We start from the raw sequence: 13,385 nt of genomic DNA, 5'->3' as shown, positions 1-13,385 counted from the left end.
TTGTTGATTTTAAAAATTATTTTCCTCCGTTGGCTTTTAAATCTGCCAAACATTGTGCATCTAAAGTGGGTACTTTACCACCTGTAAGTACACTGCCAATTCCTTGGCTGGTTTCTGCAGCCCAATACATTAAACAATCTTCTTCATTACAATGTTTTGGATGCTCGGCATCTTCATGATTGCTTTGCAAATTAGAACCTAAATTTGTTAATCCTAAAATATGCCCAAATTCATGATTTATTACAGATGCTTCTAACAAACTTCTTTCTGGCTCAAAAGTACCATCACTTAAACCTTGTATTGTTTCTTCATAAATAACAAAAGAAGTATTCCAATATGCCGAACCTAGAATGGCACTTGAATTAGTATCATTAGAAGATTTTCCGTTGATAAATAATACCCAAACTGCAATTGTTGTACTAGAATTGTATTGTGTTCTATGTAATTTTTCTAACGCTACAACTTCATCTAAAGTGTACGTATTCTTGCCTGTAGTTGGTATTATTTTGGTAATAAATTCTATTCCTTCTGCTTTGTTAACTCTAGTATTAATAAAATCTTTAAAATTGTTTAAAGCATTTTCTGTTGGTTTAAAACCGTCTATATATCCTACTTCAACAATCATTTTTTTAAAAATACCATCAGAAAGTAAATCATTTGCAGAAGAACCTGTTGCTTGTCTATTTAAATTTACATTAACAGGGTTTCCAGATTCATTATCAATACTATTTTCGGATTCAGATGAACAAGAAAAGAGAATACTACAAACTAAAACTGTTCTTAAAAAAATATATTTCATGTTCCTTTTATTTAAAACTTTACAACTAAAAACTGAAGGGCTATTAATAGCTGTAAAGTTATCATTAGCTAACTATTTCTTTTAAATTTTCTTAAAAGTTAAGGTTATAGAAGCGTCTATTTTACTTTTTAAAGTAATTAAAGTGTTACTGTATGCACTAACAACCCAATCATTACCTAAAGCACTAACGGCTGTATTATTAGCAAAATCAATATTTACAAAAGCTTCTGTTTCTGAGCTTACGCCATAGGTTCCAGAAATTTCTCCTAAAGTTGCATTCACAGTATTTTTAGCAACCACTTTTAAATCATTTGTAAATTCAATAGACCAATCTGCATAATCATTTGCAGTGTCAACACCTGCTGTAATAAAGCTTTCTACTTTAAATTTAGAATTACTTAAAACTACTTCTACCTCAGAAGCTAAATTAGCAGCTTCTTCTTTTTCATCTTCAACTTGTACACAATCTGAAATGGCACTTTGAAATTCAGCATCACTTGTAATTTGTACAGTTGTTCCGCTGCTTAACGTAGCATTTATTGGATAGTTTACAGAAAATAACTCATCAGATTGTAAACCTGTCATAAACGTATATAGTTGTTGTTCTGATTGAATAACCAAACTACCTGTTTGTTCTAAACTAATATCATAGGTTAACATAGTTACCGGAAAATCTATTTGTATACAAGAAATTGCATCTTTTCCTTGCGCTTCTGCATCTTCACATTCTTGTTTTAAAGCATCAAATTCCGATTGAGAATTAATAGTTGCTTCTGTATAATTACTAGCTCTAACACTAATAGGAAAATTAAAAGTTACGGCATCACTATCATCATTAAATTGCCCCATAATTTCTAAAACTACAGCTAAATCTAATTTACTTAATAAGGTAATTTGTTGGCCGTTTACAGTTGCCGTTAATGGAAATAATAATTCTGTACAAGCGTTTCCATCTAAAAAATCATCATCAGAACCATCATTCATGGCCGCTCTTTCATAATTAGATGCCGTTGTTGATGTTGCCGAATTTGCATTTGGGTTTGTTCCTACTTCTGTATTTTCTTCTGATTGACAAGAAGTAAATCCTAAAACTGCAGTAAAAGCGATTACTGTAAATAATTTTAAAGTTTTCATAATACTATTTTTAAATAATTAATGTTATTGTATGTATGAGTAAAACAATCTTGAACTATTTTACCCTACCTACTTTTTTAAAATGGGAAATATTTATGTTTCTATAAGTAAAACAACTAAACATTTATTTACCCTACCTTTGTTATCAAAAATTTTATATTTTATTTTTTAAATTCCCTCTATGACTGATAAATCTCTTTGTAACGAAATTTATTTTAATGAGTTTTATACCTCTCATATACAGTCTGCTACTAATTTTGCATACTATAAAAGTGGTAATAAAAATACCTCCTTAGATTTGGCACAAGAGGCCTTTATAAAAATTTGGGAAAATTGTGCTAAAATTGATTTTACCAAAGCAAAGTCTTACTTATTTACCGTTGTTAACAATCTTTTTTTAAATAAAGTAAAACATGAAAAAGTTGTGTTTGAATATGCAAAAAGCGCTCCTTATTTAGATGTTAATAACCAAAATCCTGAATATTTATTAGAAGAAGAAGAGTTTAAAGAGAAACTTAAAAATGCCATTGCTGGTTTAACAGAAGCAGAACGAGAAGTTTTTTTGATGAATAGAATTGATGCAAAAAAATACCGTGAAATTGCAGAAATCTTAGAAATCTCTCAAAAAGCAGTAGAAAAAAGAATGTCATCAGCATTAAAAAAATTAAGAGCTAAAATTGATGGAATTTAAGGTAGGGTAAACCACTTGTTAGTTGTTACTTATATAGAAGCATAAAAAAATGAATAAAGAAAAAGACATCTTAAAATGGCTAAACAGAGAAACTTCTGATGAAGAGTTTATGCGTTTAAAAGAAACAGACAATTTTAAAACATTAGAAAAAATTGCGCATTATTCTTCTCAAATAGAAACCCCAAAAGTTGATGCTAAAAAGGCCCTTGCAGATTTTAAATTAAAAACACAACAGACCACCAAAAAAGGAAAAGTTGTACCATTTAATAATTATAAAAAATGGTATAAATATGCAGCTGCAATTGTTATTTTACTAACAACTTCTTATTTCTTTCTTTTAAATAATACGTCTCGTTTTAAAACAACATTTGCACAAACAAAAAACTTTAATTTACCAGATAAATCTGAAGTTGTTTTAAACGCCAATTCAGAAATTTCATTTTCTAAAAAAGAGTGGAAAAACAATAGAAACTTAACCTTAGATGGAGAAGCTTTTTTTAAGGTTCAAAAAGGAAAAAATTTTACGGTAAATACTGATATTGGGCAAGTTACCGTTCTTGGAACACAATTTAATGTAAAAGAAAGAACCAACTATTTTGAAGTAAAAACCTATGAAGGTTTGGTAAGTGTTGCTTATAAAGATACACTTATTAAATTGCCAAAAGGAACCATTTTTAAAGTGGTAAACGGTGTTATTGATACCAACAATACCTTTGATGTAAACGAGAAATCTTGGTTGCAAAAAGAATCGAATTTTAAAAGTATTCCTTTACGTTATGTTTTAGCGGAAATAGAAAATCAGTTTGATTGTAAAATTGAAACAAAAGACATAGATTTAGAAACCCTATATTCTGGTGGTTTTACACATACCGATCTAAATATTGCGCTAAAATCGGTTACTATTCCGTTGCAACTATCTTTTAAAATTGATGGCAAAAAAATTACTATATTTAATTATGGTAACTAAAATACAACTACTTTTAATTGGTTTTTTATTGATTATAAGTAGTACTTATAGTCAAAATTTAACAGAAAAAGTAGCCTTATCTTCCTTGTTATTAAAACTTGAAAAAACATACAATATTAAATTTTCTTATTCTGATAAGGACGTAAAAAATATTTTTATAGACCCACCAAAAAAAGGAATTTCTATTGATGAACTTTTAACTTTTTTAAACGAAAAAACATTTTTACAATTTAAAACTTTAGACAATAGATATATAACCATTTCTTTTTTAAATAAGTCTATTTCTATTTGCGGAAAAGTTTTAAATTCTAAATCTTTAGAACCGCTATTCTTGGCATCTGTAAAAGTAAATGGTTATAAATTAGGCACCACAACCAATAGTAAAGGTCTTTTTTATTTAAAAAATGTTCCGGTAAATGCTACGTTAAAAATTTCTTTTATCAGCTTTAAAACCAAAATAATAACAGCAAAAGAGTTGTTTTTTAATGCCAATTGTAAAGAGTTGTTTTTAGAAGAAGATGCAGAAGAGTTATCAGAAATTACAATGCCTAAGTTTTTAACTTCCGGTTTGCAAAAAAGTGTAGATGGTAGTGTTGTTTTAAACACAGAAAAATTCGGAATTCTACCTGGTTTAATAGAACCAGATATATTAAAAACCATTAAAATTTTGCCAGGTATAGAGAGTGCAAGTGAAAGTATTTCTAATATTAATGTTAGAGGTGGCACAAATGATCAAAATTTAATGCTTTGGGATGGCATAAAAATGTATCATTCTGGTCATTTTTTTGGTTTAATTTCTGCTTATAATCCGTATTTAACAAAGAAAGTAAAAGTTACAAAAAACGGAACAAGTAGTGCTTTTTCAGACGGAGTTTCATCAACCATAAACATGGAAACTTCTAACAGAATTACCAACAAATTTTCTGGCGGTGGCGGTTTTAATTTAATAAGTACAGATGCTTTTTTACAAGTTCCTATACAAAAGAATTTAGCCTTAAATATTTCTGCAAGAAGATCTTTTACAGACCTTGTAAATACACCAACCTATAACAATTATTTTAATAGAAGTTTTCAAGATAACACCATCTCATCTAATACAATAAACAAGGCAGAAACCGATTTTTATTTTTATGATTATTCTTTTAAAATTTTATACGATATTAATTATAATCACACTATTAGAAGTAGTTTTATTCACATAAAAAATAATTTAGAATACCTAGAAAAATATACTTTTAACAACACAATAATAACAGAAAATAGTGCATTAAAACAAGAAAATTTGGGTGCAAATATTAATTGGGAAGCAAATTGGAATGCTAATTTTTCTACTAACTTATCTGCTTTTATTTCTGATTATAAAATAAATTCTTCAGATTATAATAAAGATACAGATCAATATCAAACGCAACTAAATAATGTTTTAGAAACAGAAATAAAACTAATTAGTACCTATGATTTGTCTAACAATTTACATTTTTATAACGGATTAGATTTTAATGAAATTGGCATTAGAAATACCACCACAGTAAATGCGCCAACCTATTCTAAAACAGTGAATAATGTACTTGTAAAAAGTGCGCTGTTTTCTGAAATAGAATATCATAAAAAAAATACATACGCTAGGTTTGGAGTTCGTGCAAACTATTTTCATAAGTTTCAAAAAGTTATAATAGAACCTAGAATTAATATCCGTCAGCAATTAAATTCTGAATTCTTTTTAAAGTTAGAAGGCGAATTTAAAAACCAAACTACCGCTCAGAAAATAGATTTTGAAGATAATTTTTTAGGAATAGAAAAACGAAGATGGATTCTTTCTGATAATAAAAATACACCTATCGTAAAAAGTAAACAAGCTTCTTTTGGTGTAGAATATTCTAAAGACAAATTGTACATAGATATTACCGCTTTTTACAAAAAAGTAAATGGAATTACAGCTGCAAACCAAGGTTTTTACAACAATACGCAAACCATAAATTCTATTGGAAATTATAAAACAAAAGGTGTTGAATTTTTAGTGAATAAACAAACCAAAAATATTAGTAGTTGGGTAAGTTATACCTATGCAAAAAACAATTATACTTTTGATATTTTTAACCCAACAACCTTTTCTAATAGTTTAGACATTTCGCATTCTTTAAGTGCCGCTTTTAATTATAATTTTACTAATTTTTTAAAAGTTTCTTTGGGTGGTGTTTTACGTTCTGGAAAACCGTTTACAAAACCTATTGTAGGAAATGAAACCATACAAAACGGCAATAGAATTATTGTAAATTATGACAATCCTAACAAAGAAAGATTAGATAATTTCTTTAGAATTGATGTTTCTGGAAGTTATTATTTTAATTTTTCTGATGCCCTAACTGCTACCATACGTTTGGGTTTTACAAATATTACGGACAGACAAAATATCATAGATTCTTATTATGTTGTAGATAATTCTACTACCAACAATGTAAGAAGAGTAAATAATTATTCTTTACCTTTTACACCTAATTTAAGTTTTAGAGTGCGTTTTTAATCTATAAAAATGCAAAATATTTTACTATTTATCTCCAATGATAACAAAGAAACTGTAAATAAAATTATTCTTATATTTTACCATACTTGTCATAAAAAATTACAGAAAACTAATTAATTTCTATCCATTCTAATATGCGGAATTCCATCTTCTAAATAAGCTTCTCCTTTTTGAATAAAATGATGAGATTCGTAGAATTTTTTTAAATATACTTGGGCAGAAATGGTAATTTTATCAACTTTAAAATGCTTTTTAATAGCCAATATTGATGCTTTCAGAAGATCATGTCCATAACCATATTTACGTTCTTTAGCTGCAACTACAACCCGGCCAATACTTGCATTTTTAAAATAATCTGTTGGTTTAAAAATACGTGAATAGGCAACTATTGTATCATTTTTAATTCCAAAAACATGCAAAGCTTTTTGATCTTTAAAATCTACATCTTGGTATACACAATCTTGTTCTACCACAAAAACTTCTGAACGTAATTGTAGTATTTGATACAATTCTGTGGTACTTAATTCTGAAAATCTTTTTATGGTAAAAATCATCAATTTAAAATCTTAATATGGTCTCTATAAAGTAGCTAAAAAAGTAAAATCACTCGAAAAACAACAGTTATTAACATATTGTCACTTCAAGTGATTTTTTATGAAATTCTGTATCGAAAAGTTATTTATCCGGCGCAAGAAATTTTACCAACTCTATTTTGGTGTCTTCCACCTTCAAATTCTGTAGAAAGAAAAATATCTACAAAACCTAATGCTTGTTGTAAAGACACAAAACGTGCAGGAATTGTAAGAATATTTGCATTATTATGTTGTCTTGTTAATGCTACTAATTCATTATTCCAACAAAGTGCAGCTCTTATACCTTGGTGTTTGTTTGCCGTCATTTGCGCACCGTTACCAGAACCACATAAAATAATACCCATTTCTGCTTTACCAGTTTCTACAGCATCTGCTGTTGGATGTATTGCATCCGGATAATCCATAGAAGCGTCTGTGTCGGTTCCAAAATTTAGCATTTTATAACCTTTTTCTTCTAAATGTTTTATAATTTCGAATTTATATTCTGTACCTGCGTGATCGTTACCAATGGCAATTGTCATAATAGATTGATTTTAATTTAGTTGTATTCCGCAAAAATACAGAAACTAGCGGTTATTAACAGTTATAAACAATCAAAAAATAGCCATTTTTAATAACAGTTTAATTTTTAACTCTTTACCTATGTTACCTTATTGTTAAGAAGTATCTGTAAAGTTTTACAAGTTTTTTTGGTGATTTCAAAAATTATTACAATACAGCGAGTGTTAGCATATACACAACTTTTTTTATGAGTTTTTAATAAAAGTTTATCAACACAAAATTTACAATTTGTTTACATAGATTTGGTTGTTAACTATTAAGAATTTTAAGTTCATTACTGTTTATAACTATTGTTAATAACTCTAATTTTAAATTGATTTTTAAGCTTTTACCTAGCTAATAAGTTGTCAATGATTTTTAATAACTCAAATTAAAAAATAAAAAGAGGTTTTTTTATAGTAGCTATTCACACACTATTATAACCATTATTGTTTTTTTAAAATTTATAAAAGAAAAATAATTATAATATAGAATGTTCATAACTGTTGAAAAGGTTAAAATCAAAAAAATGAAAATAGTTTGAAATAAAGATTCCTTTAATAGTGATGTAATTTTTTAAATACAATACTCCAGCAATTTATTAAAAACCAAACAAATTTTGACTTCACTAGCTACTATATAAAACGCTTTTAGAAAATTTAGATACTTTTACATTCAACTCTAAATTCATTTTTTTAAATATAGCTTATTTAAATAATTTTAAAATTAAATTTTAAACAAAGTTTTTTAACCAAAATAGAATGGGGTAGAGGATATGCTATAAAATAAAATAATAATTTAAACTTAAACAGTTTCTTTTTCTGCTTTTAAAAGATAAAGTGTGTCTTTCTTAATTTCTACAGTTTCGGTTGTAATTTCACTTTTATTCAAAGAAGTATTTACCGTTATTACAGTTGCCAAAATGCCTGTAATAAAGATAAAAACGAATAAAGCAATAATTTTATGTAGATTTTTCATCCTAATAGTTTGATCCTCTTTCTATAAAGACGAAATAATTGTTAAAACGTTACAATTTATTTAACATTTTATTAAGAAAAATCTATTTTACTACAAAATTGACTGCTTTTTCTATGATTTTTACAGATACTTCTCCGGTTCCTATCAATTCTCCATCGGCCTGAATAAAAGGTTTAGAAGTTTGTGGAATTACTTTTATTTCTCTGGTTTTATAAGTTGCTACCTTTTTATGATGAACAATTTCACCAGAATATAATTTTTTAATATTAAAAATTAAATCAAAGATATTCAGGTTTTTAGCAATGGTAATATCTAAGAATCCATCTGTACTATCAACATCTTTTGTAAACTGCATGCCACCGCCAGAAAATTTACAAATTCCAAAAAGAGTCATTAAACAGTTGGTTTCTATTGTTTTATCATCAAAAATAATTTTAAAAACAGATTTTTTATAAAAGATTAAACCCGCTAATCCACTTAATAAATAGGCAATAGCACCAAAACGTTTTAATTTTTTTAATTTGTTAACAATGTAACCATCATAGCCTAAACCTGCTACGTTATTAAAAAAAGTTCTTTTATATTTGGTTTCTAAAACACCAATATCTTGTAAAATTGTTTTTTTATTATGAATGATTTCAACTGCTTTTTCTAGGTTATTAGGTATGTTGTATGTTTTAATCCAATCATTTCCTGTTCCAAAAGGAATCACAGCAATAGTTATATCAGAAGTTTTTGTATACCTTTGCAGCATTATTCCGTTAACTACATGATGTAGTGTTCCATCTCCACCAATCGAAATAATATTTCTAAAGCCTTGTTGAATTGCTTTATCTACCAGTTCAATTTCGTGTTTAGAAAATTGTGTAAAAACAAAAGAATACACTATATTCTTGTTGTTTAATAATTGTTGAATTTCCTTCCATTGTTTAGAAAAATTCCGATTTCCAGAAGTAGGATTTGCAATTATAAACCAAGAATTTACAACACTTTGTTTGTTGAAGTGAGACATAAATAACGTTTAAATAATAGCCAAAATACAATAATAGATTCATAACTATATTTTAACAGATAGTTAGTTAAATATGTGTAATTTGGTAGTATATAATTAGAAGTAAGAATTAATGACAAGAAATAAAAAAAGAATATTTAAAAAGAAAGGGAATGTTGTAAAAGACTTAACCAAAAACATATTTAAAATATTAAATGCAGACAGCGAAAAGTTTTATAATTACAAACAAATTGCTGCAAAATTAAAAATTTCTGATACCGATGGTAAAACCCAAATAATAAGGAAATTAGCAGAATTAACGGCAACAAAAAAGATAAAAGAAGTAGACAGAGGTAAATTTCAAATTAATGTAGATAGAAAATATTCTATTGGTACTTTAGATGTAACTTCTAACGGAAATGGATATTTTATTACAGATGATTATGAAGATGATATCTTTATACCAAATATAAATCTTGGTAAAGGTTTACATAATGATACCGTAAAAGCATACGTTTATAAAAAACGTAGCGGAAAGAAAATGGAAGCCGATGTTGTAGAAATTATAGAACGCGCAAAAACCGAGTTTGTTGGTGTATTACAAAAGAACAAAAATTTTGGTTTTGTAGTTCCTGATAATAATAAAATGTACGCAGATATTTTTATTTCAGAAAATAAAATGAACGGTGCAGAAGACGGAGATAAAGTACAAGCTAAAATTATAGATTGGCCAGAAAACTCTAAAAATCCGTTTGGAAAAATTACTACAGTTCTTGGTAAACCAGGAGATCATAATACAGAAATGCATTCTATTTTATTAGAATATGATTTGCCTTATGAATTTGAACCAGAAGTAGAAAAAGAAGCAGAAAATCTTCCATTAGAAATTACCGAAAAGGAAATTTCTGCGCGTAGAGATATGCGTAAAGATTTAACGTTTACTATAGATCCTAAAGATGCAAAAGATTTTGATGATGCTTTGTCATTCACAAAATTAGAAAATGGTAATTATGAAATAGGAATTCATATTGCAGATGTTTCGCATTATTTACAACCCAAAACTATTTTAGATGATGAAGCTTTTAAAAGAGCAACTTCTGTTTATTTAGTAGATAGAGTAGTACCAATGTTGCCAGAAATGCTTTCTAACGGAGTTTGTTCTTTAAGACCAAATGAAGAAAAACTAACCTTTTCTGCCGTGTTTGAAATCAATGAAAAAGCACAAATTATAAACGAGTGGTTTGGTAGAACTGTAACGTATTCAGACCAACGTTTTGCCTATGAAGAAGCACAATCTATTATAGAAAATGTAAAATTATCTGATGCTATTCAGCCGTATACAATGCCAAAAGATATTTCTATTATAGATAAGGAATACACAGTAACGCCAGCAATTGTAGAAGCCACTTTAAAATTAGACGAATTGGCAAAAATTCTTCGTAAAAAAAGAATGAAATCTGGTGCCATTTCTTTTGATAGAGTAGAGGTAAAATTTAATTTAGATGAACAAGCAAACCCAGTAGGTGTTTTCTTTAAAGAATCTCAAGATGCTAATAAATTAATTGAAGAATTTATGTTGTTGGCAAACAGAAAAGTTGCTGAATTTGTTGGTTTTGCAAAAGGAAAAGCAACCAATAAAACATTTATTTATAGAGTGCATGATGAACCAGATGTAGAAAAACTAGCTTCCTTAGAAAACATGGTTCGTAAGTTTGGTTATAAAATTAATACAGATACAAAACAAGCTACTTCAGATTCTTTAAATCAGTTATTAAGTGATGTACATGGCAAAGCCGAATCTAATATGATAGAGACGTTAACCATTAGAACCATGTCTAAAGCAGTGTATACAACTCAAAATATTGGTCATTATGGTTTGGCTTTTGATTATTACAGTCATTTTACGTCGCCAATTAGACGTTATCCAGACGTTATGACACATAGATTGCTACAACACTATTTAGATGGCGGAGAAAGCCCTAAAGCAGACAAATACGAAGAAAAGTGTAAACATTCTTCAAATAGAGAAGAATTAGCTTCTAAAGCAGAAAGATCATCTATTAAATACATGCAAGTAAAATACATGCAAGATCATAAAGATGAGGTATTTGAAGGCGTAATTACCGGTGTTACAGAATGGGGAATTTATGTAGAAATAAAATCTAATAAATGTGAAGGAATGGTGAGAATTAGAGATATAAAAAGTGATTTTTATATTTTTGATGAAAAACAATATGCTATTGTAGGCCAATCTACCAAACACATTTATCAATTAGGAGATGATGTAAAAGTACAGGTTAAAAAAACAGATTTAGAACGCAAACATTTAGATTTTAATTTGATTGAAGAATAAAATATGATTTTAACAACAACAAATAACATAGAAAATTTTAAAATAGTAGATTATTTAGGGATTGTAACAGGAGCTGCTTATAACTCTAGTTATTCATACAAAGGCAGTAAAATGTCTTTTAAAGATATGTTTAGTACAGCTAAATATTATGAAAATTATACAGCTGGTTTAGAATCTTTAAAGGAAAATGCTTTTCAAAAATTAAAAGAAAATGCCAGTAAGTTAGGAGCAAATGCAGTAGTTGGAATTCAATTAGATATAGAACCGGTTGCTAATACTTCTACTTTATTAGTTTCTATAACCGGAACCGCCGTAAAAGTGAAATAATCTTTAGGATTTTCATAATTAATTTTAATATTTGCGGCAATAAATACCAGAATAAAACTTTATAATGGTATACTTATTGCTTTTAGTAGATTAATCAAAAAATAAAAAGATGAAAAAAATAGTAACACTTTGCGCATTAATGTTGGTTTTAACCATTTCTGCACAAGAAACAATTACTACAAATTTAGGAGATTTTACAATCTTAAAAGTCTATAACGGTATAGAAGTAGAACTTATTAAATCTGATGAACAAAAGTTAGAAATAACAGGAGAAAAATCAGAAAAAACAAAAATTAAAAATGTAAATAATACCTTAAAGATTTCATTACCTTTTTCTTTAAAACCAGCAAATAATTCTGCTGACGGACAAGTAATTGTAAAACTTTATTACAATAAAAATATTGAAATTATAGATGCCAATGAAGGTGCAACAATTACAGGAAAAGACTTTAATCAAGATAAAGTAGAAGTAAATGCACAAGAAAGAGGTTTTATTACTTTATCAACAAGTACCAAGTATTTAACGGTAAAAACTTCTTCTGGTGGTATTATAAAATTAAACGGAACAGCAAAAAACCAAGAAGTAAGTGTAGATTTGTATGGTGTTTATCATGGCTTTGATTTAAAAGTATCTGGAAATTCTACTGTAAATGCAGGAACAGGTGCTAAAGCAGAAATTATGGCAGGTGAAACTTTAAATGCTAAAGTTAGTTTTGGAGGCTCTATCTTTTATAAAGGAAATCCGGAAGTTGTAAAAGATAAAAAAGTAATAGGAGGAATTATTCAAAAAAGAGATTAATTTTTAATTCTTATATTTTCAAAAATAGAGTAGGTCTATTTATAAAACCTTTTTTGTACCTTTGTTTTATTAAAAATTAAAAAAATGAACAGTTTAGCTATATATTTTGGAATGATAGGAGGCCCACAAATTATTATAATTGTTGTGGTAGTTTTATTATTATTCGGTGGAAAAAAAATACCCGAATTAATGCGTGGTTTAGGAAGTGGAATTAAAGAGTTTAAAAACGCTGCCAAAGAAGAAAAACCTGAAGAAAAATTAGAAGAGAAAAAGTAATTTTTTTACTTCTATTACCATAAAAAAAGCTCAATTTGATATATTCAAATTGAGCTTTTTTTGTATCATTTTAAAAAAGTAATTTATTCACTCTTCTTTTTAGGTTTTGCATTTTTCATAGCTTCACCAATTTGGTTACTTGCTGTAAAACTTGCCACCATGTCATTTAACATTTGACTTCCAGCTTGTGGTGAATTAGGTAACAATATTAAATTACTGTTAGTTTCGCTACCAATAGATTGTAAAGTATCATAATGCTGGGTTACAACGATTAATGCAGATGCTTCTTGACTGTTGATACCAACTCTGTTTAAAACGTCTACAGACTCTTCTAAACCACGTGCAATTTCACGTCTTTGGTCTGCAATACCTTGTCCTTGTAAACGTTTACTTTCTGCTTCTGCTTTTGCTTTTTC

Annotated in this window: 13 protein-coding genes and 1 pseudogene; 7 read left to right on the top strand and 7 right to left on the bottom strand. The window is 27.8% G+C overall.

Annotated features, from left to right (window positions below):
- Positions 1 to 16 precede the first annotated feature (16 nt).
- Positions 17 to 799 (bottom strand): membrane metalloprotease, encoded by a 783-nt coding sequence (locus ACSHW5_RS02215; protein ID WP_435674474.1) that lies wholly within the window; start codon positions 797 to 799, stop codon positions 17 to 19.
- An 81-nt stretch (positions 800 to 880) separates the two neighbouring features.
- Entirely contained in the window at positions 881 to 1,933 is a 1,053-nt protein-coding gene (locus ACSHW5_RS02210) for a hypothetical protein (protein WP_435674473.1), read from the bottom strand.
- A gap of 181 nt (positions 1,934 to 2,114) precedes the next feature.
- Here ACSHW5_RS02210 and ACSHW5_RS02205 point away from each other — a divergent pair, with 181 nt between their 5' ends.
- Genes ACSHW5_RS02205 through ACSHW5_RS02195 form a run of 3 tightly spaced genes read left to right on the top strand, consistent with a single transcriptional unit; the run spans position 2,115 to position 6,112 of the window.
- Positions 2,115 to 2,624, top strand: a complete 510-nt coding sequence (locus tag ACSHW5_RS02205) for an RNA polymerase sigma factor (protein ID WP_435674472.1) — start codon at positions 2,115 to 2,117, stop codon at positions 2,622 to 2,624.
- Positions 2,625 to 2,673: 49 nt separating this feature from the next.
- Positions 2,674 to 3,591: a FecR family protein gene (locus ACSHW5_RS02200; protein ID WP_435674471.1), complete on the top strand. Its 918-nt coding sequence runs from the start codon at positions 2,674 to 2,676 to the stop codon at positions 3,589 to 3,591.
- Entirely contained in the window at positions 3,554 to 6,112 is a 2,559-nt protein-coding gene (locus ACSHW5_RS02195) for a TonB-dependent receptor (RefSeq protein WP_435674470.1), read from the top strand. Before ACSHW5_RS02200 ends, ACSHW5_RS02195 begins: the two co-directional genes overlap by 38 nt.
- 113 nt (positions 6,113 to 6,225) lie before the next feature.
- Here ACSHW5_RS02195 and ACSHW5_RS02190 read toward each other — a convergent pair whose 3' ends face one another.
- The 4 genes from ACSHW5_RS02190 to ACSHW5_RS02175 all read right to left on the bottom strand — a co-directional run bounded on the left by ACSHW5_RS02190 (position 6,226) and on the right by ACSHW5_RS02175 (position 9,235).
- On the bottom strand, positions 6,226 to 6,666 hold the full coding sequence (locus tag ACSHW5_RS02190; protein ID WP_435674469.1) for a GNAT family N-acetyltransferase: 441 nt from the start codon (positions 6,664 to 6,666) through the stop codon (positions 6,226 to 6,228).
- 125 nt (positions 6,667 to 6,791) lie between these two features.
- On the bottom strand, positions 6,792 to 7,226 hold the full coding sequence (gene rpiB / locus ACSHW5_RS02185; protein WP_435674468.1) for a ribose 5-phosphate isomerase B: 435 nt from the start codon (positions 7,224 to 7,226) through the stop codon (positions 6,792 to 6,794).
- A gap of 823 nt (positions 7,227 to 8,049) precedes the next feature.
- Positions 8,050 to 8,223 (bottom strand): hypothetical protein, encoded by a 174-nt coding sequence (locus tag ACSHW5_RS02180; RefSeq protein WP_435674467.1) that lies wholly within the window; start codon positions 8,221 to 8,223, stop codon positions 8,050 to 8,052.
- Positions 8,224 to 8,305: 82 nt separating this feature from the next.
- Positions 8,306 to 9,235: a diacylglycerol/lipid kinase family protein gene (locus ACSHW5_RS02175; protein WP_435674466.1), complete on the bottom strand. Its 930-nt coding sequence runs from the start codon at positions 9,233 to 9,235 to the stop codon at positions 8,306 to 8,308.
- 112 nt (positions 9,236 to 9,347) lie between these two features.
- On the opposite strand from ACSHW5_RS02175, the gene rnr reads away from it, so the two are divergent.
- The 4 genes from rnr (at position 9,348) to ACSHW5_RS02155 (ending at position 12,969) form a co-directional block, all read left to right on the top strand.
- Positions 9,348 to 11,567, top strand: a complete 2,220-nt coding sequence (rnr, locus tag ACSHW5_RS02170) for a ribonuclease R (RefSeq protein ID WP_435674465.1) — start codon at positions 9,348 to 9,350, stop codon at positions 11,565 to 11,567.
- 3 nt (positions 11,568 to 11,570) lie between these two features.
- Positions 11,571 to 11,894: a YbjQ family protein gene (locus ACSHW5_RS02165; RefSeq protein WP_435674464.1), complete on the top strand. Its 324-nt coding sequence runs from the start codon at positions 11,571 to 11,573 to the stop codon at positions 11,892 to 11,894.
- A 109-nt stretch (positions 11,895 to 12,003) separates the two neighbouring features.
- Entirely contained in the window at positions 12,004 to 12,693 is a 690-nt protein-coding gene (locus ACSHW5_RS02160) for a head GIN domain-containing protein (RefSeq protein ID WP_435674463.1), read from the top strand.
- 84 nt (positions 12,694 to 12,777) lie between these two features.
- Positions 12,778 to 12,969, top strand: coding sequence for a Sec-independent protein translocase subunit TatA/TatB (locus tag ACSHW5_RS02155; RefSeq protein WP_435674462.1), 192 nt, complete (start codon positions 12,778 to 12,780; stop codon positions 12,967 to 12,969).
- An 83-nt stretch (positions 12,970 to 13,052) separates the two neighbouring features.
- Here ACSHW5_RS02155 and ACSHW5_RS02150 read toward each other — a convergent pair.
- Positions 13,053 to 13,385: pseudogene (locus ACSHW5_RS02150) on the bottom strand (SPFH domain-containing protein); the annotation flags it as partial.

It is taken from the genome of Polaribacter sp., assembly GCF_051251875.1.
Classification (GTDB): domain Bacteria; phylum Bacteroidota; class Bacteroidia; order Flavobacteriales; family Flavobacteriaceae; genus Polaribacter.
The sequence above is the reverse complement of the archived record's forward strand: the minus strand, read 5'-3'. Positions and strand labels throughout refer to the sequence as shown.

Coding starts and splice junctions, on each gene's coding strand:
- ACSHW5_RS02215 (WP_435674474.1), bottom strand. CDS start 799: ATGAAATATATTTTTTTAAGAACAGTTTTAGTTTGTAGTATTCTCTTT.
- ACSHW5_RS02210 (WP_435674473.1), bottom strand. CDS start 1,933: ATGAAAACTTTAAAATTATTTACAGTAATCGCTTTTACTGCAGTTTTA.
- ACSHW5_RS02205 (WP_435674472.1), top strand. CDS start 2,115: ATGACTGATAAATCTCTTTGTAACGAAATTTATTTTAATGAGTTTTAT.
- ACSHW5_RS02200 (WP_435674471.1), top strand. CDS start 2,674: ATGAATAAAGAAAAAGACATCTTAAAATGGCTAAACAGAGAAACTTCT.
- ACSHW5_RS02195 (WP_435674470.1), top strand. CDS start 3,554: ATGGCAAAAAAATTACTATATTTAATTATGGTAACTAAAATACAACTA.
- ACSHW5_RS02190 (WP_435674469.1), bottom strand. CDS start 6,666: ATGATTTTTACCATAAAAAGATTTTCAGAATTAAGTACCACAGAATTG.
- rpiB (WP_435674468.1), bottom strand. CDS start 7,226: ATGACAATTGCCATTGGTAACGATCACGCAGGTACAGAATATAAATTC.
- ACSHW5_RS02180 (WP_435674467.1), bottom strand. CDS start 8,223: ATGAAAAATCTACATAAAATTATTGCTTTATTCGTTTTTATCTTTATT.
- ACSHW5_RS02175 (WP_435674466.1), bottom strand. CDS start 9,235: ATGTCTCACTTCAACAAACAAAGTGTTGTAAATTCTTGGTTTATAATT.
- rnr (WP_435674465.1), top strand. CDS start 9,348: ATGACAAGAAATAAAAAAAGAATATTTAAAAAGAAAGGGAATGTTGTA.
- ACSHW5_RS02165 (WP_435674464.1), top strand. CDS start 11,571: ATGATTTTAACAACAACAAATAACATAGAAAATTTTAAAATAGTAGAT.
- ACSHW5_RS02160 (WP_435674463.1), top strand. CDS start 12,004: ATGAAAAAAATAGTAACACTTTGCGCATTAATGTTGGTTTTAACCATT.
- ACSHW5_RS02155 (WP_435674462.1), top strand. CDS start 12,778: ATGAACAGTTTAGCTATATATTTTGGAATGATAGGAGGCCCACAAATT.